The sequence below is a fragment of the Nocardioides sediminis genome (assembly GCF_003047295.1).
GTDB lineage: Bacteria > Actinomycetota > Actinomycetes > Propionibacteriales > Nocardioidaceae > Nocardioides > Nocardioides sediminis.
In genome coordinates this window covers 67,621-89,468 of record NZ_PZYZ01000009.1, presented here as the reverse complement: position 1 = coordinate 89,468, position 21,848 = coordinate 67,621, and the positions used below count along the sequence as shown (strand labels likewise).

21 protein-coding genes are annotated in these 21,848 nt (G+C 72.4%); 14 read left to right on the top strand and 7 right to left on the bottom strand.

Going from position 1 to position 21,848, the window contains the following annotated elements; genetic code table 11:
• Window positions 1-44: 44 nt before the first annotated feature.
• Together DAI17_RS18835 and DAI17_RS18830 are read left to right on the top strand one after the other, a co-directional pair.
• Window positions 45-2,411, top strand: coding sequence for an ATP-binding cassette domain-containing protein (locus DAI17_RS18835; protein WP_107774775.1), 2,367 nt, complete (start codon window positions 45-47; stop codon window positions 2,409-2,411).
• Window positions 2,412-2,467: 56 nt separating this feature from the next.
• Window positions 2,468-2,677 carry a sigma factor-like helix-turn-helix DNA-binding protein gene (locus DAI17_RS18830; RefSeq protein WP_107774774.1) on the top strand — a complete coding sequence of 70 codons (210 nt, stop codon included), beginning with the start codon at window positions 2,468-2,470 and terminating at the stop codon, window positions 2,675-2,677.
• 6 nt (window positions 2,678-2,683) lie between these two features.
• Here DAI17_RS18830 and DAI17_RS18825 read toward each other — a convergent pair whose 3' ends face one another.
• Entirely contained in the window at window positions 2,684-3,532 is an 849-nt protein-coding gene (locus tag DAI17_RS18825) for a DNA-formamidopyrimidine glycosylase family protein (protein WP_107774773.1), read from the bottom strand.
• A gap of 32 nt (window positions 3,533-3,564) precedes the next feature.
• Between DAI17_RS18825 and DAI17_RS18820 the strand changes: the two genes are divergently transcribed.
• A complete protein-coding gene (locus tag DAI17_RS18820) occupies window positions 3,565-3,927 on the top strand; it encodes a DNA polymerase ligase N-terminal domain-containing protein (RefSeq protein WP_107774772.1) in 363 nt (120 codons plus the stop codon).
• On the opposite strand, the gene helR is transcribed toward DAI17_RS18820, so the two are convergent.
• The 3 genes from helR to DAI17_RS18805 form a co-directional block, all read right to left on the bottom strand.
• Window positions 3,917-6,061 (bottom strand): RNA polymerase recycling motor ATPase HelR, encoded by a 2,145-nt coding sequence (gene helR, locus DAI17_RS18815; protein ID WP_107774771.1) that lies wholly within the window; start codon window positions 6,059-6,061, stop codon window positions 3,917-3,919. The two genes, DAI17_RS18820 and helR, sit on opposite strands and share 11 nt — an antisense overlap.
• 136 nt (window positions 6,062-6,197) lie before the next feature.
• The gene (locus DAI17_RS18810; protein WP_107774770.1) at window positions 6,198-7,007 is read right to left on the bottom strand and encodes an SDR family NAD(P)-dependent oxidoreductase; all 810 of its coding nucleotides are present in this window, start codon (window positions 7,005-7,007) and stop codon (window positions 6,198-6,200) included.
• A gap of 314 nt (window positions 7,008-7,321) precedes the next feature.
• Entirely contained in the window at window positions 7,322-8,026 is a 705-nt protein-coding gene (locus DAI17_RS18805; RefSeq protein ID WP_199905214.1) for a class I SAM-dependent methyltransferase, read from the bottom strand.
• 145 nt (window positions 8,027-8,171) lie between these two features.
• Between DAI17_RS18805 and DAI17_RS18800 the strand changes: the two genes are divergently transcribed.
• Window positions 8,172-8,645 (top strand): GNAT family N-acetyltransferase, encoded by a 474-nt coding sequence (locus DAI17_RS18800; protein ID WP_107774797.1) that lies wholly within the window; start codon window positions 8,172-8,174, stop codon window positions 8,643-8,645.
• Between the two features lie 38 nt (window positions 8,646-8,683).
• Here the strand turns inward: DAI17_RS18800 and DAI17_RS18795 are convergent, their stop codons facing one another.
• Window positions 8,684-9,145 carry a VanZ family protein gene (locus DAI17_RS18795; protein WP_107774768.1) on the bottom strand — a complete coding sequence of 154 codons (462 nt, stop codon included), beginning with the start codon at window positions 9,143-9,145 and terminating at the stop codon, window positions 8,684-8,686.
• A gap of 196 nt (window positions 9,146-9,341) precedes the next feature.
• Here DAI17_RS18795 and DAI17_RS18790 point away from each other — a divergent pair, with 196 nt between their 5' ends.
• The 7 genes from DAI17_RS18790 to DAI17_RS18760 all read left to right on the top strand — a co-directional run bounded on the left by DAI17_RS18790 (window position 9,342) and on the right by DAI17_RS18760 (window position 16,840).
• Entirely contained in the window at window positions 9,342-10,628 is a 1,287-nt protein-coding gene (locus DAI17_RS18790; protein WP_159081641.1) for an HNH endonuclease, read from the top strand.
• 107 nt (window positions 10,629-10,735) lie between these two features.
• Complete coding sequence (locus tag DAI17_RS18785; RefSeq protein ID WP_107774766.1) at window positions 10,736-10,921, top strand: hypothetical protein; 186 nt, start codon at window positions 10,736-10,738, stop codon at window positions 10,919-10,921.
• Window positions 10,922-10,935: 14 nt separating this feature from the next.
• Window positions 10,936-11,517 (top strand): 2-oxoacid:acceptor oxidoreductase family protein, encoded by a 582-nt coding sequence (locus DAI17_RS18780; RefSeq protein ID WP_107774765.1) that lies wholly within the window; start codon window positions 10,936-10,938, stop codon window positions 11,515-11,517.
• Window positions 11,510-12,772, top strand: a complete 1,263-nt coding sequence (gene porA / locus DAI17_RS18775; protein ID WP_107774764.1) for a pyruvate ferredoxin oxidoreductase — start codon at window positions 11,510-11,512, stop codon at window positions 12,770-12,772. Before DAI17_RS18780 ends, porA begins: the two co-directional genes overlap by 8 nt.
• 9 nt (window positions 12,773-12,781) lie before the next feature.
• Window positions 12,782-13,783 (top strand): thiamine pyrophosphate-dependent enzyme, encoded by a 1,002-nt coding sequence (locus DAI17_RS18770; RefSeq protein ID WP_107774763.1) that lies wholly within the window; start codon window positions 12,782-12,784, stop codon window positions 13,781-13,783.
• Window positions 13,783-15,414 (top strand): NAD(P)-binding protein, encoded by a 1,632-nt coding sequence (locus DAI17_RS18765; RefSeq protein WP_199905213.1) that lies wholly within the window; start codon window positions 13,783-13,785, stop codon window positions 15,412-15,414. The genes DAI17_RS18770 and DAI17_RS18765 overlap by 1 nt, the downstream gene beginning before the upstream one ends.
• Before the next feature lies 1 nt (window position 15,415).
• Window positions 15,416-16,840 carry a glycosyltransferase gene (locus tag DAI17_RS18760; RefSeq protein WP_107774761.1) on the top strand — a complete coding sequence of 475 codons (1,425 nt, stop codon included), beginning with the start codon at window positions 15,416-15,418 and terminating at the stop codon, window positions 16,838-16,840.
• 4 nt (window positions 16,841-16,844) lie between these two features.
• On the opposite strand, the gene DAI17_RS18755 is transcribed toward DAI17_RS18760, so the two are convergent.
• Window positions 16,845-17,201 carry a hypothetical protein gene (locus DAI17_RS18755; RefSeq protein WP_159081640.1) on the bottom strand — a complete coding sequence of 119 codons (357 nt, stop codon included), beginning with the start codon at window positions 17,199-17,201 and terminating at the stop codon, window positions 16,845-16,847.
• Window positions 17,202-17,257: 56 nt separating this feature from the next.
• Here DAI17_RS18755 and DAI17_RS18750 point away from each other — a divergent pair, with 56 nt between their 5' ends.
• Complete coding sequence (locus DAI17_RS18750; protein WP_107774759.1) at window positions 17,258-17,971, top strand: peptidylprolyl isomerase; 714 nt, start codon at window positions 17,258-17,260, stop codon at window positions 17,969-17,971.
• Window positions 17,972-17,993: 22 nt separating this feature from the next.
• Here DAI17_RS18750 and DAI17_RS18745 read toward each other — a convergent pair whose 3' ends face one another.
• Entirely contained in the window at window positions 17,994-18,458 is a 465-nt protein-coding gene (locus tag DAI17_RS18745; protein ID WP_107774758.1) for an OsmC family protein, read from the bottom strand.
• 48 nt (window positions 18,459-18,506) lie between these two features.
• On the opposite strand from DAI17_RS18745, the gene pepN reads away from it, so the two are divergent.
• Both pepN and DAI17_RS18735 read left to right on the top strand, forming a co-directional pair.
• Window positions 18,507-20,996 (top strand): aminopeptidase N, encoded by a 2,490-nt coding sequence (gene pepN / locus DAI17_RS18740; protein WP_107774757.1) that lies wholly within the window; start codon window positions 18,507-18,509, stop codon window positions 20,994-20,996.
• Window positions 20,993-21,829 (top strand): formate dehydrogenase accessory sulfurtransferase FdhD, encoded by an 837-nt coding sequence (locus DAI17_RS18735; protein ID WP_107774756.1) that lies wholly within the window; start codon window positions 20,993-20,995, stop codon window positions 21,827-21,829. Before pepN ends, DAI17_RS18735 begins: the two co-directional genes overlap by 4 nt.
• Window positions 21,830-21,848 lie beyond the last annotated feature (19 nt).

Genomic DNA, 21,848 nt, shown 5'->3' with positions numbered 1-21,848 from the left:
GGGTGACCGGGGGGACGGTCGCCGGTGAGGGGACGAGGGACGAGATGGGATCCACCGAGGTGCACGCGGCCGACCGCCACGACCTGATCCGCGTGCAGGGCGCGCGGGAGAACAACCTCAAGGACGTCAGCGTCGAGCTGCCCAAGCGCCGGCTCACGGTCTTCACCGGCGTCTCGGGCTCCGGCAAGAGCTCGCTGGTCTTCGCCACCATTGCGGCGGAGTCCCAGCGGATGATCAACGAGACCTACAGCGCCTTCGTGCAGGGCTTCATGCCGAGCCTCGCGCGACCCGAGGTCGACTTCCTCGAGGGGCTCACCACGGCGATCATCGTCGACCAGGAGCGCATGGGGGCCAACCCGCGCTCGACCGTCGGCACCGCCACCGACGCCAACGCGATGCTGCGCATCCTGTTCAGCCGCCTGGGGACGCCCCACGTCGGTCCGCCGACGGCGTACTCCTTCAACGTCCCCACCCGCAAGGCCAGTGGCGTGATGTCGACCGACAAGGGCGGCCACGTCGCGAAGAGCGTGGTCAAGGACGCGGTCTACCTCGGCGGCATGTGCCCACGCTGCGAGGGCATGGGCAACGTCAGCGACATCGACCGCACCGCGCTGTACGACGCGAGCAAGTCGCTCGCCGACGGCGCCCTGACCGTGCCCGGCTACTCGATGGACGGGTGGTACGGCCGGCTCTTCGAGGGCGTCGGCCTGCCCATGGACAAGCCTATCGAGACGTTCACCGCCAAGCAGCTCGACACGATGCTCTTCGCCGAGCCCACCAAGATCAAGGTGGAGGGGGTCAACCTGACCTTCGAGGGCATCATCCCCAAGATCCAGAAGTCGATGCTGTCCAAGGACCCCGAGGCGATGCAGCCGCACGTACGCCGCTTCGTCGAGCGCGCGGTGACCTTCCAGCGGTGCCCCGAGTGCGACGGGACCCGGCTGACCCGCGAGGCCCTCTCGTCGAAGGTCGAGGGCAAGAACATCGCAGAGCTGTGCCAGATGCAGATCAGCGACCTCGCCGAGTGGGTGCGGGCGCTCGACGAGCCGTCGGTGGCGCCGCTGCTCAAGGGCCTGCAGCACCTGCTCGACTCGTTCACCGAGATCGGGCTCGGCTACCTCTCGCTCGACCGCCCCGCCGGCACGCTCTCCGGGGGAGAGGCCCAGCGCACCAAGATGATCCGCCACCTCGGGTCGTCGCTCACCGACGTCACCTACGTCTTCGACGAGCCCACGATCGGCCTGCACCCGCACGACATCGAGCGGATGAACCAGCTGCTCCTCCAGCTGCGCGACAAGGGCAACACCGTGCTCGTGGTCGAGCACAAGCCGGAGTCGATCGCCATCGCCGACCACGTCGTCGACCTGGGTCCGGGGGCGGGGAGCAGCGGCGGCACCATCTGCTTCGAGGGGCCGGTCGAGGGGCTGCGGGCGAGCGACACCGTCACCGGCCACCACCTCGACGACCGGGCGACCCTCAAGGACGAGCACCGCTTGCCCACCGGCCAGCTGTCCGTCGAGGGGGCGTCGACGCACAACCTCCAGGACGTCAGCGTCGACATCCCCCTCGGGGTGCTCTGCGTCGTCACCGGGGTCGCCGGCTCGGGCAAGTCGTCGCTGATCCACGGCTCGGTCGCGGGCCGCGACGGCGTCGTCGTGGTCGACCAGGGCGCCATCAAGGGATCGCGGCGCAGCAACCCCGCGACCTACACCGGCCTCCTCGAGCCGATCCGCAAGGCCTTCGCCAAGGCCAACGGCGTCAAGCCGGCGCTCTTCAGCTCCAACTCCGAGGGCGCCTGCCCCACCTGCAACGGCGCGGGCGTGATCTTCACCGAGCTCGGCGTGATGGCGACGGTCGAGTCACCGTGCGAGGAGTGCGAGGGCCGCCGTTTCCAGGCCGCCGTCCTGGAGCACACCCTCGGAGGGAAGAACATCGCCGAGGTGCTGGCCATGTCGGTCACCGAGGCCGAGGAGTTCTTCTCCGCCGGCGAGGCGAGGACCCCGGCCGCCCACAAGGTCCTCGACCGGCTCCGCGACGTCGGACTGGGCTACCTCAGTCTCGGGCAGCCGCTGACCACCCTGTCCGGCGGCGAACGGCAGCGGCTCAAGCTGGCGGCCCAGATGGCCGAGAAGGGCGACGTCTACGTCCTCGACGAGCCCACCACCGGCCTGCACCTCGCCGACGTGGCCAACCTCCTCGGGCTGCTCGACCGGCTCGTCGAGTCGGGGCGCTCGGTCATCGTGATCGAGCACCACCAGGCCGTGATGGCGCATGCCGACTGGATCATCGACCTCGGTCCGGGGGCCGGCCACGACGGGGGCCGGGTCGTCTTCGAGGGCACGCCGGCCGACCTGGTCGCCGAGGCCTCGACGCTGACCGGCAAGCACCTCGCGGAGTACGTCGCCCGCTGAACGGTTTCGTCAACACGGGTTGACGAACGCCGGGTTTGTCAACCAGAGTTGACGGCATGAGGACCGCAGTCGACACCGACGAACCGGGGGAGGAGAGCCCGCTGGAGGAGCTCATGCGCATCGCGCGTGCCAAGCACGAGCTGGCGGACGCGGAGGCCGAGGCGGTGCGCCGTGCGCGCCTCCACGGTTTCAGCTGGGCCGAGATCGGGACGATGCTGGGAGTCAGCAAGCAGGCGATGCACAAGAAGTACGGAAAGTTCGCCTGACATCGGTCACGCGACGCGGCCGGCGACCCGTCGAGCCTCGGGGCCGGGACCGGGCTGGCAGCGTGGGCACCACCACGTCCGCCGGTTGCCGGCGTCGCCCGGGACCTCGGCGGCCACCCTCACCGCGGTACCGCACCGCAGGCAGCCACGGCGCTGGCGGCCGGTGACCCAGTGGTCGGTGCCGGGCCACATCGAGCCCGTGGTGACCTGGTAGGCCTGCGGCACGGTCGCCGAGTGGTGCAGCATCGTCGCGGCGCGCCCGACCAGTCGCTCGACCTCGACCTCGCCCACCGGGGTCCATGGGCTGACGCCGGTGAGGAAGGCGAGCTCGTTGGCCCACAGGTTGCCCAGGCCCGCCATGAGTCGCTGGTCGAGGAGCGCGGTGACGAGGGGGAGGGTGGGGTCGGCGGACAGCCGGCGTACGGCCTCCTCGGCGTCCCAGTCGTCCCGGAGGGGGTCCGGTCCGAGGTGCCCGACGAGGCGGTGCTCGTCGTCGGTGGGCACCAGGTCGAGGTCGTGCAGCTTGATGCCGTGCGCGGTCCGTCCGTCGTCGATGGCCAGCACCAGCCGGACGTCGGGCATGACGCGCGCCGGCACCCGCTTCCCCGGGGCGGTGGTGGTCCACGACCCGTCCATGCGCAGGTGGCTGTGCAGGGTGACGGCGGGGGAGTCGTCCAGGGCGGTCAGCCTGGTCAGCAGGTGCTTCCCGTGGGTGTCGTGCCCCACCACCACCCGGCCGGCGACGTCGCGCGCGGCGAGCCGCGGCACACGGAAGTCGGAGCGCACGACGGTGCGGCCGGTCAGCTGGCGGTCCAGCCGGCGGGCGAGCTTCCAGACGCTGTCTCCCTCGGGCACGCACTCCATCCTGCCCGTGCGAGGGTGAGGGCATGACGGGGGAGAGGCGGTTCGTGCTCCACGACCACCGCAAGCCGCGCCCGCACTTCGACCTGCGTCTCGAGGAGGACGGCGTGCTGCGCAGCTGGGCTGTCCCCAGGGGCCTGCCCGACGACCCGGCGCACGACCGCCTCGCCGTCGCGGTCGAGGACCACGACCTCGACCACGTCGACGTCGAGGACGAGCACAAGTCGATCGCCGACGACGGCACGTGGGAGGAGCACGACCGCACCGAGCGACGCCTGCTCTTCTCCCTGCACGGCCGCCGGGGACCGCGCCGGTACGCACTGATCCACACCGGCGGCGACCAGTGGTTGCTGCACCTGACCAAGGACCAGCCGGGCATCAGGACGTGAGCACGACCAGCTGCTGCGTCGCGCGGGTCATCGCGACGTACCGGTCGACCGCGCCCTCGACGCCGGTGCCGAACGAATCCGGCTCCACCAGCACGACGAGGTCGAACTCCAGACCCTTGGCGAGCGCGGGGGACAGGGAGCGCACCCGCGGTCCCGGCTCGTACGACGGGAGGCCGATGACGCACGCGAGCCCCTCGGCGTGCTCGGCGAGCCACCGGTCCAGGATCTGCGGCAGGTCCGACACGGACCCGTGGGCGACGGGCACGCCGCTGTCGCGGACGGAGGCCGGCACGTTGGCGTCGGGCAGCGCCGCGCGGATGACCGGCTCGGCCTCGACCATCACCTCCCGCGGCGTGCGGTAGTTGACCGTCAGCGTGGCCACCCGGGCATCACGGAGCCCGATGCGTCGCAGCCGCTCCTCCCAGGCCTCGGCGAACCCGTGCCGGGCCTGCGCGCGGTCGCCGACCACGGTGAGGCTGCGCGAAGGACACCGGCGCAGCAGCATCTGCCACTCCGCGTCCGTCAGCTCCTGGGCCTCGTCGACCACGACGTGGGCGAACGGACCGGCGAGCGAGTCGGGGTCGGGCCCGGCGTGCGCGGCCTCGTCCACGATCACGCTCTGTGCGTCGGAGACCCGCAGCATCGACATCACCTGCATCTCCGAGCCGTCGGTGGCCACCAGGTGATCCACCACGTCCGCCATCCGCGCGCGCTCGGCCGCGACCGCCGCCTCCCGGCGTCGCCGGCGGCGCGACTCCTGCGGGTCCCCGAGCCGGAGTCGCGCCGCGTCGAGGAGCGGCAGGTCCGACACGGTCCATGCCTGGGGGTCGTCCCGTCGCAGGCGCCGCACCTGGTCGGGCTCCAGCCACGGGGCGCACATGCGCAGGTAGGCGGGCACCGACCACAGGTCGCCCACCAGGTCGGCCGGGTCGATGAGCGGCCAGGCGCGGTGGAAGGTGTCGGTGAGCTCCTCGTGCTGCGCGAGTGCCCGCCGCAGCTCGGGCTCGGACACCTCACTGTCATCGACCTTGTCGAGGAGGATCTCCACGAGCGTCTCCCAGACCCGGTCGCGCGCCTCGTTGTGCGGCGTACCGGGGTCGGGGGACCCGAACGCCTCGGCCCAGTCCGAGGCGCTGACCCAGATGTCCGCCCACGGGGTCTCGACCTCCACGCCCTCGGTGGGCGGCTCCTCGTACAGCCGCACGGCGGGCTCGATCGCCGCGACCATCCCGGCGGTTGCCTTGAGCCTCGCCACCTCGGGGTCGGGCTCCTCACCGGCGGCGGCACCCTCGGGGACGAGGTCGCGCACCGTGCAGGTTCGCACGCCGTCCTCGCCCAGGCTGGGCAGGACGTCCGCGACGTAGGCGAGGTACGGCTGGTGGGGACCCACGAACAGGACGCCGCCGCGTCCGGTGCCCAGCCGTGGGTCGGCGTGCAGGAGGTACGCCGCGCGGTGCAACGCCACGACCGTCTTGCCAGTGCCCGGGCCTCCGTCCACGACGAGGGCGCCACGGGACGAAGCCCGGATGATGGCGTCCTGGTCGGCCTGGATCGTGCCCAGGACGTCACGCATCCGGGGTGACCGGCTGCCGCCCAGGCTGGCGACGAAGGCCGACTGGTCATCGAGCGCTGCGTGCCCCTCGAGCCCCTCGGGCGTGAAGACCTCGTCCCAGAAGTCCGTGATGCGGCCGCGGTTCCAGCGGTAGCGCCGGCGGCTGGCCAGACCGAGCGGACGGGCATGGGTGGCGGCGAAGAACGGCTCGGCCGCGGGGGAGCGCCAGTCGACGAGCAGCCGGCGCCCGGAAGGGTCGGAGAGGCCGAGGCGTCCGACGTACACCGGCTCGCCGCCGTCGGCGGGCACCATCCGGCCCAGGCACAGGTCGAGGCTGAACCGCCGCAGCAGGCGCAGGCGCGAGGTCAACCGATGGACCTCGAGGTCGCGGTCCATCGCCGCCTGGCCGGTCCCGCCCGGCGAGCGGCGTGCCTCGTCGAGGCGGCGGGTCAGCTCGGCGACCGAGTGCTCGAGGCCGGAGGCCATGGCGGTGAAGTGTCGCTGGTCGGTCGCGATCAGGGCGGGGTCGGCCTTGGCCGGGTGGTCGGTGAGGAGGAAGGCGTCGGAGGAGGGGACGGTCACTGACAAGGAGGCTCCGGGGTGGCGCGCGGACGGCTGGGAGCCGGGATTCTGCGGCACCACCGGGGCCTTGCGGCAAGCCCCCGGCTCGGCTATACGTTGGAACAGAGGGGAGTGCGACCCGCGACGTCGGGTCCCCTCAGCGGAGGAGTCGCCCTCCGTCCACGACGACCTGGGTGCCGGTGACGTAGCTGGCCAGGTCGCTGGCCAGGAACAGCACCACCCGGGCGATGTCGTCGGGCGCGCCGATGCGTGCCATCGGCACCTGGGCGAGAAACTGCTCGAGCATGCCGCCGTCGTCATGGCCGGGCTCGTCGCTGTGCATCGTGGCCGCCACCCCCGGCGTCGCGATGGCCCCGGGGGCGACGGCGTTGACCCAGATGTGGTGCGGAGCGAGCTCGAGGGCCAGGTTCTTGGTGAACCCCCAGACGCCGTGCTTGGAGGCGTCGTAGTGCGCCAGCCCGATCCCGGACGGGTGCAGCGCGTCGACCGAGGTGATGTTGACGATGCGGCCTCCGGCACCGCGGTCGCGCATCCGCAGCGCCACCTCGCGGCAGCACAGGAAGACGCCGCGCAGGTTGACCCGGAGCACCCGGTCGAAGTCGTCGGGCCCCATCTCGAGGACGGGCACGTTGGGGAAGATGCCTGCGTTGTTGACGAGGACGTCGACACCGCCGCGCCACCCGACGGTGTCGGCCACCAGCCGGTGGACGTCATCAGGGTCACCGACGTCGGCGTACATCGCCATCACCGAGCGACCGTGCTCGGTGAGCTCCGCGCAGGTGGCCTCGGCGGCCTCGAGGTCGGCGTCGGCGACGACGACCGACGCACCCGCCTCGGCGAGCCGCTCGACCACGCCGCGGCCGATGCCCATGGCTCCGCCGGTGACGATGGCCGTCCGGCCACGCAGGTCCAGGAGCTCGTGCAGGCTCGGTGGTGAGATCGTCATCGTTCCTCCTTGTGCGCGCCGGACCCGACGCCCGGTCCTGGTCCGATGGTGCTGGCGAGGGCGCGGCGTCGCCACGGCCGATGGGCCCGACGTCCCCCGCGGTTCGTCCCGAGATCGGGCATCGACTCCCTGCGCCTGCCGTACCGAGGTGCACAAGAACGGCGGGCCTGCGCTGGTCTTCGGTGCCGACCTCACGGGCTGAGGAGGGCCTCTACCAAGGCCGGCGCACCTCACCACAGTTCGCCGATAACTGACATTATGTCAATATGCGCACATCCGGCGCATGACACCGGTGTAGTTCCGGGCTGGCTCCTCTACCCCGCCCCAGGCGCCTCGAGGACGAAGAAGAGGAAGCACACGAATGCCGTCCGGTCGCCGATGCCGGCCGGCAGCAGCTCGGGTGGCGTGTCGGCGGCGTACGGCGGCTCGCTGACCTGGCGGATCTCGAACCCCGCGCCGGTGAACGCGTCGGTCATCGCGTGCAGCGGCCGGTGCCAGTAGGTCAGCGTCCCTTCCTGCCCCGAGAACGTGAAGGTCTCCGAGTACCGCGTCACGGCGAAGTAGTCGCTGTCCGGGTAGTTGACCAGGTAGGCACTCGGGTGCGGCACCGACAGGACGAGTCGTCCGCCGGGTCGCAGCACCCGACGCAGCTCCGCCAGGGGTCCCGCCCAGTCCTCCAGGTAGTGCAGGCACAGCGACGCGACGACGACGTCGAAGGAAGCGCCGTCGTACGGCAGAGGTCCACCGAGGTCGGCGACGCGCAGGTCCGCGTCGGCCCCCAGCCGCTGCCGGGCCAGGTGGACCATCCCCGCGCTCACGTCGAACCCCGTCACCACCGCTCCCCTGTCGCGCAGCGCCGCGCTCAGCGGACCCGAGCCGCAGCCGGCGTCCAGCACCCGTCGACCGTCGACGTCCCCGGCCAGGCCGATCATCGCCGGTCGCTCGTAGTGGGCGTTGAGGAGGCTGGACTCGTTCTGGCGCGAGTAGGCCTCCGCAAAGGTGTCGTAGTCGGTGGTCACTCCCGAGTCCCCCTGGTGAACAGCTGGTCGGCATCTGATGATCCGCCCGACGGTCAACGTACTGCCGGCACACCGCGTCCGGTCGGTGGCGCACCGGCGGAGCCATCGAGCCATCGCGGCGGCGTACTCGCCCTAGGGTGTGCCGATGCTCCCAGCCGCGACGACCCGGCTCCGGTTCCGCGAGATGACCGAGGCCGACCTCGCCCACATCGAGACACTGGACATCGGTGGCTCCCGCGGCCCCGCCGGTTGGATCGACTGGACACTCCGCAACTACGAGGAGCACGGCTTCGGGCTGTGGGTGGTCGAGACGCACGCGGGCGAGTTCGTCGGCGACTGCGGCCTGACCATGCAGGAGGTCGAGGGCGAGTGGTTCGTCGAGGCCGGCTGGCACGTGCGCCCCGACCTTCGTCGTCAGGGGTACGCCGCGGAGGCGGCCGAGTCGGTCCGGCGCGCGGCCGCCACCGCTGGCGTCGAGCACCTGATCGCCATCATCCGGCCGACGAACCTCGCGTCCCAGGGGGTGGCGAGGCGGATCGGCCTGGCGCTCGAGCGTGAGGTCCACAAGAACGGCGGCCCTGCCCTGGTCTTCGGCGCCGACCTGCACGCGCCGCAGTAGGGCGTCCACAATGGCCGCCCGCGGTCGGGACAGTGACGTCAGTACGTCGACCGAGCCCGGCGCCGGCGCCGCCGGCGCAGCGTGCCCGGCAGGGTCAGGACCAGCGCGAGCGCGACGCCGATGACGGCGCCGACCGAGTTGGCGACGACGTCGCGCGGGTCCGAGACCCGTCCCGGGATCGACTGCTGGGCGGTCTCGATGACCGACGTGAGGGCGACACCACCCGCGACCGCCAGCCACCACAGCCCGGAGCCGAACAGCAGGAGCACGAACACACCCACCGGCACGAACAGCCCGATGTTCGCCAGGAACTCCACCCGCTCCACGCTCAGCCGTGCCGTGACCGGCTCGAGGTCGGGGTACCTCTCCAGCCGCGCCAGCACCCGTTCGGCCAGCGCCGAGTAGTCAGGTTGCGTCGACGCCGGGGTCAGCGTCACCAGTGCCACGAAACCCAGGTAGGCGAAGGTGAGCAGGCTCAGGAAGGGATGGCGATGGAACACTCACCCATCCTCCCCGTGCCACCCAGAAGTCTCGATCAGCAGCCAGTCCCCTGACACCCGCGCGGCCTTCCACAGGACTTCCCACTCCCCCTTGCCGCGGGCCGCTGCGACAAGTACACTCGAACACATGTTCGAACCACCGTCGTCGCCACAACACCCGGATGCCTCCACGGCTCCTGGAGGGGCCGTCCGCGCCGTGCGCGACCAGCTGGCGGCCCTCCCCCTGGCCGGCGACCCTCGGGGCGGCATCGAGCAGATGGACGAGCTCGAGCGGTTGAAGTCCGCCGTCTGCGCGGCACAGGCGCGCCTCGCCCACGACCTCGACCAGCACCGGCGGGCACAGGCGGAGGCCCGCCGTCTCCTCGACCCGCAGCGACGACGTCCCAACCCGGACGCCGGCGTGGGCACCGAGATCGCGCTCGCCCGCCGCGAGTCCCCCCATCAGGGACGTCTCAAGCTCCGCCTCGCCCGAGCCCTGTTGACCGACCTCCCCCACACCATGGCGGCGCTCGAGCGGGGCGACCTCAACGAGCGCCGCGCGGAGATCATCGCCGCCGAGACCTCCGACCTCACGCGCGACCAGCGCCGCGGAGTCGACGCCACCGTCGCGCCCTTGGTGGACGGCCTCGGGGACGCCGACCTCCGCGACGTCGTACGACGCGAGGTGCTGCGCCGGGACGAGGAGGACTGGCTCGCCCGCCAGGCTCGTGCCCGCGCCAGACGTCGCGTCAGTGGCCGCGTCCTCGGCGACGGCATGGGGCAGCTCACGGCAGTCCTGCCCGCGACCGACGTCTCCGCGATCATGACCGCCCTGGACGCCACCGCCGACAAGGCCCGGACCGCCGGTGACGACCGCACCCGCGCGCAGGTCGTCGCCGACGTCCTCGTCCAGCGCCTCGGCGGCCCGAGCGCGACCGCCCCGACGCCGGTCGCCCTGAAGGTCGTGCTGGGCGCCGGGACGCTGCTCGGATGCAACGACGACCCGGGCTACGTCGCCGGCGCCGGCTACGTGCCCGCCTCCGTCGCTCGTCGCCTGGTCGCCGCCGGCGCAGAGCACCTGCGCTCCACCGTGCAGCGCCTGTTCGCGATGCCCGGTTCCGGAGCGCTCCTCGCCACCGAGACCACCTCCAGCCACTTCCGCAACGGGCTGGCCGACATCATCGACCTCCGCGACCGCCGCTGCCGCACGCCCTACTGCAACGCCCGGATCCGCCACCGCGACCACGTCACCGCCCGCGCCGCCGGAGGCAGCACCACCCTCGCCAATGCGCAGGGGCTCTGCAAGGCCTGCAACTACGCCAAGGAGTCCCCCGGCTGGCGGCACGAGCCAGTCCCGGACCCGCTCGCGGTCACCGACATCGTCGTCACCACCCCCACCGGTCAGGTGCACCACTCCCGCGCACCCGACCAGCCCCACGCCGCCGAGAGCGTCTCCCCCGCAGAACGCCGCGTCGCCGAGCTGCTGCTGCGTCGCGCCGGCTGACCGGCGGCGAGGCGGTCCCCCGTCCCACATCTCGGGACCTTCGCCCCGTGCGCGCCGACGCGCGGCGGGACGACGCTGGAGCCCAGAGGCGGACGGGGAGGGACCAGATGGCTGACAACAACGCGGGGGCCGCCGCCGGCGGCGGCGCGATCTACGGCCTGGGCATCTTCGGAGCGCTGGTCTGGTTCTGGCAGGAGGCCGACGGCTTCTGGGAGCACGCGCTCTCGATCGTGCAGGGACTCTTCTGGCCCGCCTGGATGGTCTACGAGGCCTTCCAGGCACTGGCGCGCTGAGGGGAAGGAGCGCCGTGTTCGCCGTACGCATCCACGGCCGGGGCGGCCAGGGAGCGGTCACCGCGGCCGAGCTGTTGTCCGTGGCCGCCTTCGACGAGGGCCTCCACGCGCAGGCCTTCCCCACGTTCGGCTCCGAGCGCACCGGAGCGCCGGTCGTGTCCTTCTGCCGCATCGACACGCGGCCCATCCGCTCGCACGAGCCGGTCGCCGAGCCCGATGCGCTGGTCGTGCAGGACCCGACCCTGCTGCACCAGGTCGACGTCTTCGCCGGCCTGAAGCCCGACGGCTTCCTGGTGGTCAACACCTCAGCCACCCTCGACCAGCTGGGCCTCGCCGAGCTCGTGGAGACGCTCACCCCCGAGCACGTCGTGGCCGTGCCTGCGACCGACATCGCCCGCGAGCACCTCGGTCGGCCCCTGCCCAACGCTCCCCTGCTCGGCGCCCTCGCGGCGCTGACCGGCCAGGTGTCGTTGTCCTCGGTCACCGACGCCATCCGGGACCGGTTCCCGGGCCAGGTCGGCGAGGGCAACGCCCACGCCGCCGAGGCGGCGTACGAGCACGTCCTGACCACGATGCGGAGGCTGACCGATGCGTAGCCAGGTCGAGGGCTCGCAGGCCGTCGCCCGGGCGGTGACCCTGTGCCGCCCGCAGGTCGTCGCGGCGTACCCGATCTCCCCGCAGACCCACATCGTGGAGTCCCTCTCCGACCGCGTCCGCACCGGCGAGCTGGCCGACTGCGAGTACCTCCTCGTCGAGTCCGAGTTCGGCGCGATGTCCGCCTGCATCGGTGCGTCCGCCGCGGGCGTCCGCTCCTACACGGCCACGTCCAGCCAGGGGCTGCTGTTCATGGCCGAGGCGCTGTTCAACGCCTCCGGACTGGGACTGCCGGTTGTGATGACCGTCGCCAACCGGGCGATCGGGGCACCGATCAACATCTGGAACGACCACTCCGACACCATGGCGATGCGCGACTGCGGCTGGGTCCAGCTCTTCGCCGAGTCCAACCAGCGCGCGGTCGACCTGCACCTCCAGGCCTTCCGGCTCGCCGAGTCCCTGTCCGTGCCCGTCATGGTCTGCATGGACGGCTTCGTGCTCACGCACGCCGTCGAGGAGGTCGACCTCCCCACGCAGGACGAGGTCGACGCGTTCCTCCCCCGCTTCCTCCCCCAGCAGCAGCTCGACCCGGAGGAGCCGGTGACCATCGGCGCGATGGTCGGCCCCGAGGCGTTCACCGAGGTCAAGTACCTGATGCACGCCAAGCAGCTGGCCGCGCTGGACGAGATCCCCGTGATCGCGGCCGAGTTCCGCAGCCGGTTCGGGCGGGACTCCGGGGGCCTCGTGCGGCCCTACCGCCTCGAGGACGCCGAGACCGTCGTGGTGGCCCTGGGCTCGGTGCTCGGCACGATCGAGGACGTGGTCGACGAGATGCGCGAGCTCGGGGTGGCCATCGGGGCCCTCGGCATCACCTGCTTCCGCCCCTGGCCGGCTGCGGAGGTCCGAGACGCCCTGCACCGGGCGGCCCGCGTCGTGGTGGTGGAGCGCGCGTTCGCCGTGGGTGCCGGCGGCATCGTGGGGCAGAACGTCCGCGACGCCACCCGGGGACTCCCCCTCGTCGTGCACGACGTGGTGGCCGGCCTCGGCGGACGTGCCGTCACCCGGGCCTCGCTGCACCGCCTGCTCGAGGACGTGGTCGCCGACCGGCTGGACCCGGCACGCCTCCACTTCCTCGACCTCGACATCGCGCTGGTCGAGCGCGAGCTGACCCGCGCGCGCGGCGGCCGGAGGCCCGGGCCGCACGCCGAGAGCATGCTGCGGGAGATCGGCACCGTGGCCTCCGGCGCATACGACTAGGAGCCCGACGTGACCTTCCAGGAGATCAAGCTCTACCAGACCGGCACGTTCGTCGTCGGCAACCGGCTGCTGGACCCCCAGCAGCGCTCGGTGCAGGCCCGCACTGGCCGGTCCAACTCGTTGACGTCGGGGCACCGCGCCTGCCAGGGCTGCGGGGAGGCGCTCGGGGCCCGCTACGTGCTCGACGCCGCCATGCGGGCCACCGACGGCCGGCTGGTCGCAGTCAACTCGACGGGCTGCCTCGAGGTCTTCTCCACCCCCTACCCCGAGTCGTCGTGGCAGCTCCCCTGGCTGCACTCGCTGTTCGGCAACGGCCCGGCGGTCGCGTCCGGGGTCGCCGCGGCGCTGCGGGCGAGCGGCCGCGACGACATCCGCGTCATCGGGCAGGCCGGCGACGGCGGCACGGTGGACATCGGCTTCGGCACGCTGTCGGGGATGTTCGAGCGCAACGACGACGTGCTCTTCGTCTGCTACGACAACGAGGGCTACATGAACACCGGCGTCCAGCGCTCCGGGGCGACGCCACCGGGGGCCGCCACCAACACCACCAAGGTGCTGGGGCACCATCCCGGCAACGCCTTCGGGCAGGGCAAGTCCGTGCCGCTCATCGCCATGGCGCACGAGATCCCGTACGTCGCCACCGCGACCGTCGCGGAGCTGCGCGACCTCGAGCACAAGGTCGAGAAGGCGATGACTTTCCGCGGAGCCCGTTACCTGCACGTCTTCGTGCCCTGTCCGCTGGGTTGGGGGGCGGCGTCGGCGGACACGATCAAGCTCGCCAGGCTGGCCAAGGAGACCGGGATCTTCCCGGTGTTCGAGGCCGAGGGCGGGCAGGTGACCGAGGTGTCACGGATCCGGCGGCAGGTGCCGGTCGAGGACTACCTGCGCCCCCAGCGCAGGTACGCCCACCTCTTCGGGGACAACCCCCGGCCGGACGTCGTCGCCCGGATCCAGGCGGGGGCTGACCGCAACATCGCCCGCTTCGGGCTGCTCCCGGAAGGAGACGCGTGATGGACAAGCCCTTCGCGATCACCCTGGACGTCGGCTCGAGCCGCGCCAACAAGACCGGGTCGTGGCGCACCGAGCGGGCCGTCTACATCGACCGCCTGTCCCCCTGCAGCGACGGCTGCCCGGCCGGGGAGGACGTCCAGGGCTGGCTCTACGAGGCCGAGGAGGGCGGCGATGGCTACGAGCGGGCGTGGCGCAGGATCATGGAGGACAACCCGTTCCCCGCCGTCATGGGCCGCGTCTGCTACCACCCGTGCGAGACCGCGTGCAACCGCGCCCAGCTCGACGAGGCGGTCGGCATCAACTCGGTCGAGCGGTTCGTCGGCGACGAGGCCATCCGCCGCGGCTGGCAGGTGTCGGTGCCCGTGCCGTCCTCCGGCACGCGGGTGCTGGTCGTCGGTGCCGGGCCCTCGGGGCTCTCCGCGGCCTACCACCTCGCGCTCCGCGGCCACGCGGTCACCATCAAGGAGGCCGGCCCGATGGCCGGCGGCATGATGCGCTTCGGCATCCCCCGCTACCGCCTCCCCCGCGACGTCCTCGACGCCGAGGTCCAGCGCATCCTCGACCTCGGCGTCACCCTCGAGCTCGACACCAAGGTCACCGACCTCGACGCCGTGCGGGGCGATTACGACGCGGTCTTCCTCGCCGTCGGCGCCCAGCTGGGCAAGCGGGCCTACATCCCTGCCGGCTCGGCGGCCCACGTGCTCGACGCGGTCGAGATGCTCCGCGACCTCGAGGCCGGGGAGAAGCCGCTGCTCGGCCGGCGGGTCGCGGTCTACGGCGGGGGCAACACCGCGATGGACGCGGCCCGCAGCGCGCGACGGCTGGGCGCCTCCGAGGCCGTCGTGGTCTACCGCCGCACTCGCGACCGGATGCCTGCACACCCCTCCGAGGTCGCGGAGGCCGAGGACGAGGGCGTGCTGTTCAGCTGGCTCACCACCATCAAGCAGGTCGACTCCGGGCGCCTGGTCGTGGAGCGGATGGAGCTCGACGACGACGGCTTCCCCCGACCCACCGGCGAGCTCGACGAGCTCGAGGCGGACTCCCTCGTGCTGGCGCTCGGCCAGGACACCGACCTGTCGCTGCTCGACGGGGTGCCCGGCCTGGTCGTCGAGGACGGCGTGGTCGCGGTCGGTCCGGACCTGATGACCGGCTGCCCCGGAGTCTTCGCCGGCGGCGACATGGTCCCCCACGAACGGTCGGTCACCGTGGCGATCGGGCACGGCAAGCGGGCGGCGCGCCACATCGACGCCTGGCTGTCGGGCGCGGCCCCCGAACCCGTCGTACGACCGGAGCTCGCGACGTTCGACACGCTCAACACCTGGTACTACTCGGACGCCCCGCGCGCCCACCGGCCGCTGCTCGAGCGGGCCAGGCGGGAGTCCACGTTCGACGAGGTGGTGCTCGGGCACGACGAGTCGACGGCCCTCCTGGAGGCTCGGCGGTGCATGTCGTGCGGCAGCTGCTTCGGCTGCGACAACTGCTACGGCGTCTGCCCCGACAACGCGGTCATCAAGCTGGACCGGCCCGGACGGGCCGCCTACCTGATCGACCTGGACTACTGCAAGGGATGCGGCCTCTGCGTGGCCGAGTGCCCGTCGGGGGCCATCTCCATGGTCCCGGAGAAGATCTGACGTGCACGAGGTACGGATCGACGCCCTGGACCTCGAGCGGCTGGCCGGGATCCTCCCTCCCGACCGCGCCGAGGCGCTCCGCTGCCGCGCGGTCGAGGCGGCCCAGCAGCTGAGCGGCCGTGTGGTGTGGAACATCAACGCGACGGCACAGGGCGGCGGGGTGGCCGAGCTGCTGCAGGTGTTGCTGGCCTACGGACGCGGGGCGGGCGTCGACACCCGCTGGCTCGTCCTCGACGGCGACCCCGGGTTCTTCACCGTCACCAAGCGCCTGCACAACTTCCTCCACGGCTCCTTCGGCGACGGCGGGGACCTGGACGCCGAGGCCCGGGCCCACTACGAGGAGGTGCTCGCCCACAACCTGCGCGACGCGCTCGACCGCGTGCGTCCCGGGGACATCGTGCTGCTCCACGACCCGCAGGCCGCAGGCCTCGTGGACGGCCTCACCGCCCACGGCGCCCTCGTCGCGTGGCGGTGCCACATCGGCCGTGACGAGCCGCACGAGCTGTCCGAGATCGGCTGGAGCTTCCTGCGCCCGTACGTCGAGGGCGCCCAGGAGTTCGTCTTCTCCCGGCGCCAGTACGCACCGGCGTGGGTCCCGCCCGAGCGGCTCCGCGTGGTGCCCCCGTCCCTCGACCCGTTCAGCGCCAAGAACGCCGAGATCAGCGGCCGCGACGTGCGGTCCTCCCTCCTGGTCGCCGGGCTCATGGCCGACGGCTCCGACGGAGCTGGCCCGGCGTTCGAGCGTCGCCGGGGCGAGCCGGGACGGGTGCGCCCCCGCGCCAGCCTGATGCTGGACGGCCCGCCCGTGCCCGAGGGCGCACGGGTGGTGCTCCAGGTCAGCAGGTGGGACCGGCTCAAGGACATGCCCGGCGTGCTCCGCGGCTTCACCGACCACCTGGGCCGGCTGCCCGAGGACGCGCACCTGGTGCTGGCCGGACCCGACGTCGCCGGCGTGGCCGACGACCCCGAGGGCGCCGCGGTCCTCGCCCAGTGCCGCGACCTCCGGGCGGCGCTGCCCGACCGGATGCGGGAGCGGGTCCACCTCACGGCCCTGCCGATGGACGACGTCGACGAGAACGCCCACCTCGTGAACGCGCTCCAGCGCCACGCCTCGGTCGTCGTCCAGAAGAGCCTGGTGGAGGGCTTCGGCCTCACGGTCACCGAGCCGATGTGGAAGTCTCGGCCCGTCGTCGCCTCCGCGGTCGGCGGCATCCTGGACCAGGTCGAGGACGGGGTCAGCGGGCTGCTCCTCCCCGACCCGCTCGACCTCGAGGCCTTCGCGATCGCCGTCGACTCGCTGCTGCGGGACCCCGAGAGGGCCCGGCGGCTCGGCCACGCCGCTCACGAACGGGTGCTGGACCGGTTCCTCGGCGACCGTCATCTCATCCAGTACGCCGAGATGTTCGCCGAGATGATCGGCGGGTGATCGCTCAGCCGCAGTGCTCGGCCTCTGCGTCGTGCTGGTTGCTGACCGAGATGCAGTAGGTCTCGTCGCCCTCCCCGTCGCGCACGACGACGCTGACCCCCTCGGAGGCGACGAACTCCTGGCCGGCGACCTCCGCCGACTCGCCACCCGTGAGCTCGAGGGGCACGATCGCCCCCGTGGTGGCCACGCTGGCGGTCTGGAGGGCCTCCATCCGGGACAGGTCGACGTACATGGGGCGGTCCCGATCGATCCGCTCGTCCATCCCCATGGCCAGCGGCAGGCACGCGAGGAGCAGCAGGAACGTCCCGACGGTGACCAGCACGGCGGCGTTGTCAGCCTCGAAGATCCTTTCCCGGTTCACGGCGGCCATCCTAGGCGCAGGCTCCGACCGACCAGCGCCTGCGTAGGATCCCCCGCATGCTGAAGCGACTCCTGCCCGCCACCGCAGCCCTCCTGACGCTGTCCCTGCTCGCCGCCTGCGGCAACGAGGCCGACAACGACGAGGCCGTCGACCCCTCGACCGGCGCGTCGAGCGAGTCCGAGGCCGCAGGCGAGGAGCCCGCTGCCGGCGGGACGACGTGCGACTACCCCGAGGACGGCTCCGAGCCGGCCAAGGAGGTCGAGCCTCCCCCGGCCGAGGCCACCGTGTCGGGCACCGTCGACGCCACCATCAGCACCAACGTCGGCGACATCGCCGTCGAGCTCGACGCCGACGGCGCCCCGTGCAACGTCAACAACTTCGTCTCCCTCGCCGAGCAGGGCTACTTCGACGACACCGAGTGCCACCGCCTGACGACCGAGGGCATCTACGTGCTCCAGTGCGGCGACCCGACCGCCTCCGGCATGGGCGGTCCCGGCTACACCATCCCCGACGAGGTCGACGGCTCGGAGAAGTACGGGCCGGGCGTGCTGGCGATGGCCAAGACGAGCATGCCCGACTCGGGCGGCTCCCAGTTCTTCCTGGTGTACGCCGACTCCGGGGTGCTCGACCCCGTCTACACCGAGTTCGGCACCATCGACGAGGCCGGCGTCAAGCTGCTCGAGGAGGTCGCCGCCAAGGGCACCGCCGAGGGCGGCCCTGACGGCGCCCCCAAGGAGACCGTCTCCATCTCCGGCGTCACCCTGGACTGACCACCGGGCGCCGGGTCAGGCGTCAGGCCTGCTCGTAGGTGATCTCCTCGCCGAGCTGCACGGTCCGGCTGACCGTGCAGAGCCGGTCGCGGGACTGGGCGATGGCCCGCGGCAGGACCTCGCGGGCGGCGTCGCCCTCGGGGCCCTCGGCGAACTGCACGTCGAAGCTCAGGCGCAGCCCGGTCAGGTGGTTGCCTTGCTCGTCGCGCACCTTGTGGCCCTCCGCGGTCAGCTCGAACCCCGTGGCGTGCGCCCGCTTGCCGGTGATCATGTCGACGTCGATGGCGCTGCAGCCGGCGATCGCCGCGAGCAGCAGCTCGACGGGCGTGAAGTCGGGGTCGTCTCCCCCGCGGCCCATGAACGTCTCGCCGCCCCGGGCGTTGGTGGCCTTGAAGCGGTGCGGGCCGATCTTGGTCAGTCCGATGCTGCGCAGCGTGTCCGGACCCGGTGGGGGCGTGGCTGCCTGGCCCTGCGTGGTGTCTGTCATGGGCCCAGCCTAGGAACTCGCGCACACGTCGGTGGCTAGGGTGACGTAGTGAGCGGATCCCCCTTCCTGAGCCTGCAGCGCACCGAGGCCGTCGAGCGCCGCGAGCTGCTCGACATCACGTCGTACGACGTGTCGCTGGACCTCGCCTCGGACGAGGCGACCTTCGCGTCGCACACCACGATCCGGTTCCGGAGCCGGGGCGGGCCGACGTTCGTGGACCTCAAGCCCGTCTCGGTGCGGTCGATCACGCTCAACGGAGACCGGATCGACCCCGACCTGCTCCGCCAGGGGCGGGTCCCGCTCGACACCGCTGCGGGCGACAACGAGCTCGTGGTCGACGCCGTCATGCGGTTCCGCAACGACGGCGAGGGCCTGCACCGCAGCACCGACCCCGCCGACGGCCGGCACTACGTCTACGGGATGTCCTTCATGGACGCCGCCCCCAGCATCTTCGCCTGCTTCGACCAGCCCGACCTCAAGGCGCCCTACCGGCTGGCCGTCCGTGCTCCGGAGGACTGGGTCGTGGTCGCCAACGGGCCGGGCAGCCAGGTCGAGCCCGGCTCCTGGGTCTTCGAGGAGACCCCGCCGCTGTCCACCTACTTCGTCACCCTGGTCGCCGGCCCCTACCACCTGGTCACCGACGAGCACGACGGCATCCCGCTGGGCCTCTCGGCCCGCGCGAGCCTGGCCCGCGAGCTCGACGCGGACGCGGACGAGCTGTTCACGCTCACCCGGCAGGGCTTCGACGAGATGCACCGCCTCTTCGGCATCCGCTACCCCTTCGGCAGCTACCACCAGGCCTTCGTCCCCGAGTTCAACGCCGGCGCCATGGAGAACCCCGGCTGCGTCACCTTCCGCGACCCGCTGGTCTTCACCACCAAGGTCACGCGCGGCGCCCGCATCGTGCGCGCCACGACGGTGATGCACGAGATGGCGCACCAGTGGTTCGGCAACCTCACGACCCCGGCCTGGTGGGACGACCTCTGGCTCAACGAGTCCTTCGCCGAGTACATGGGCAACCGGGTCACCGCCGACGTCACTCAGTACGACGACGCGTGGGTGCACAACTCCTACCTGCGCCGCCAGTGGGGGCTGGTCGCCGACGCCGGCCCGGCCACCCACCCCGTCGCAGGCAACGGCGCCGCGGACGCCACCGCCGCCCTCCAGGACTTCGACGGCATCTCCTACGTCAAGGGCTCCACGGTGCTCAAGCAGCTCAACGGGCGCCTCGGCGACGACGTGTTCTTCCGGGGCGTCGTCGACCACTTCGAGACCCATCGCTTCGGCAATGCCACCATGCACGACCTCTTCGCCAGCTGGGAGCGGGCCGGCGCGGGCGACCTCTCCGACGTCACCGACGGCTGGCTGCGCACCCGCGGCGTCGACACCGTCGCCCACGACCGCGAGGCCGGCGCGCTGCTGCGCACTCCCCCGGCCGTCGACCCGGTCGAGCGCACGCACAGCCTCACCCTGGCCGTCACCCCCGCCGACGGCACCACCCGGCGGGTGCCGGTCGTCCTGGACGCCGACGCCACTCCCCTGGACGTGGGCGCGGACGACGCCGTCGTCATCGACGTCGACGAGACGTCGTGGCTGCTGGCCCGCCCGGACGCCACCACGCTCTCGCTGCTGCCCTCGGTGATGCGGACCAGCACCGACCTGATGGAGCGGTCGGCCGTGTGGAACAACCTCCGCAGCGCCTTCGAGCTCGGCGCCGCCACCCCCGAGGACGTGCTAGCCGTCGCCGTCGTGGCCATCCCCGACGAGACCAGCGACGAGCCGCTGGCCTTCAACGGCTGGGCCTCCTCGCCGAGCAAGATGCTGCTGATGGAGTGGCTGCTCACCAAGGTGGCACCCCTGGCCGAGGACCCGCGTGCCGCGCTGGAGGCCCTGCACCAGGCGTGCCTGGCCCGGGCGACCACCGCGGAGCCGGGGAGCACCGTCCAGCTCGCGGCCTTCCAGGGCGCGATCGCGTCCTGCAGCAGCACCGACGAGGTGTCGCGGTGGTTGGACGGCGATGTCCCGGCCGGGGTCGACGTCGACCTCGGCCTGCGCTGGCGGTTGCTCGTGCAGCTGGCCGCGCTGGGGGGCACCGACCGCGCCACCCTGGACCGGTTCCTCGCCGACGAGCCCACCGCGACCTCGCGCGTCGACCACGCGCGCGCCGTCGCCTCGCTGCCGGACGACGCAGCGAAGGCGTGGGCGTGGGGCCGCTTCACCGGGGCCGAGGACGTCCCCAACTACGAGCTCCAGGCGACCGGCCAGGGGATGTGGCTCCCGGGCCAGGAGCACCTCACCGCGCCGTACGTCGAGAGGTTCTTCGCCGAGCTGCCGGCGACCACGACCCACCGGTCGGGCTGGGTGCTCGCCGACGCTGCGTGCTGGTTCTTCCCCATCACCTCGACCGACCCCGCGACCGTGCGCCTGGCCGACCGGCTCGCCGGCGACGAGACCCTGGACCTGTCCCTGCGCCGTCAGCTGCGCGTGATGTCCGACGAGCTCCGGCGACGCCTCGACGCACGCTCGGTGCCGGCATGACCACCAGCGCCCGCCCCCGCCGGCCCGGTCCCTCGGTCCGCACCCGCGTGACCGAGCACCTCGCCGAGGGGACCCGCACGCACGAGGACCGGCTGGTGACCGAGGAACCCCTCGAGATCCGGCTCGCCGCGCCGGGGCAGCCCGCGCGCCGGGTGTGGGTGACGATGCGCACCCCGGGGCACGACTTCGAGCTGGCGGCGGGCTTCGCGGTGAGCGAGTCACTCTTCCCCCCTTCGGCGATCCGGCAGGTGGCCTACTGCACCGACGCCGACCTCCTCCCGGAGGAGGAGTTCAACGTCGTGACGATCACCCTCGCAGCGGGCACCGACATCGACGCCGTGCACCGGCACGAGGTGCGCAGCGCGGGGTCGTCGGCCTGCGGGGTGTGCGGCAAGGACAGCGTGCTGGAGGTGCTCGACGTCGTGCGCGGCTCCGCGTGGACCGGCGACGTCCCTCCCCCCGCGGTCGTCCGCCTCCTCCCCGAACGGTTGCGCACCGGCCAACGCATCTTCGAGCGCACGGGGGGCGTGCACGCGGCGGCCCTGGCCTCCGCCGACGGAGAGATCGAGCTGGTGCGCGAAGACGTGGGTCGGCACAACGCCGTCGACAAGGTGATCGGCGCGCGCGTGCTCGCCGGCGAGTCCTCCGGCGCCGCCTGCCTGGTGGTCAGCGGCCGGGCCGGCTTCGAGCTCGTCCAGAAGGCCGTCACGGCGGGCATCGGGAGTCTCGTCGCCGTGGGTGCACCGACCAGCCTGTCGGTCGACCTGGCCCGGCAGGCGGGCCTGACGCTGCACGGGTTCACCTCGCCGGGCCGCTGCGTCCAGTACGCCTGAACCACGCCTCGACCGACGC

Bases quoted from the DNA above. Each gene is read 5' to 3' on its own strand.
- porA (WP_107774764.1), top strand. From the start codon at position 11,510: ATGCGTAGCCAGGTCGAGGGCTCGCAGGCCGTCGCCCGGGCGGTGACC.
- DAI17_RS18830 (WP_107774774.1), top strand. From the start codon at position 2,468: ATGAGGACCGCAGTCGACACCGACGAACCGGGGGAGGAGAGCCCGCTG.
- DAI17_RS18810 (WP_107774770.1), bottom strand. From the start codon at position 7,007: ATGACGATCTCACCACCGAGCCTGCACGAGCTCCTGGACCTGCGTGGC.
- DAI17_RS18745 (WP_107774758.1), bottom strand. From the start codon at position 18,458: ATGACAGACACCACGCAGGGCCAGGCAGCCACGCCCCCACCGGGTCCG.
- DAI17_RS18750 (WP_107774759.1), top strand. From the start codon at position 17,258: ATGCTGAAGCGACTCCTGCCCGCCACCGCAGCCCTCCTGACGCTGTCC.
- DAI17_RS18820 (WP_107774772.1), top strand. From the start codon at position 3,565: ATGACGGGGGAGAGGCGGTTCGTGCTCCACGACCACCGCAAGCCGCGC.
- DAI17_RS18765 (WP_199905213.1), top strand. From the start codon at position 13,783: ATGGACAAGCCCTTCGCGATCACCCTGGACGTCGGCTCGAGCCGCGCC.
- DAI17_RS18835 (WP_107774775.1), top strand. From the start codon at position 45: ATGGGATCCACCGAGGTGCACGCGGCCGACCGCCACGACCTGATCCGC.
- DAI17_RS18800 (WP_107774797.1), top strand. From the start codon at position 8,172: ATGCTCCCAGCCGCGACGACCCGGCTCCGGTTCCGCGAGATGACCGAG.
- DAI17_RS18785 (WP_107774766.1), top strand. From the start codon at position 10,736: ATGGCTGACAACAACGCGGGGGCCGCCGCCGGCGGCGGCGCGATCTAC.
- DAI17_RS18735 (WP_107774756.1), top strand. From the start codon at position 20,993: ATGACCACCAGCGCCCGCCCCCGCCGGCCCGGTCCCTCGGTCCGCACC.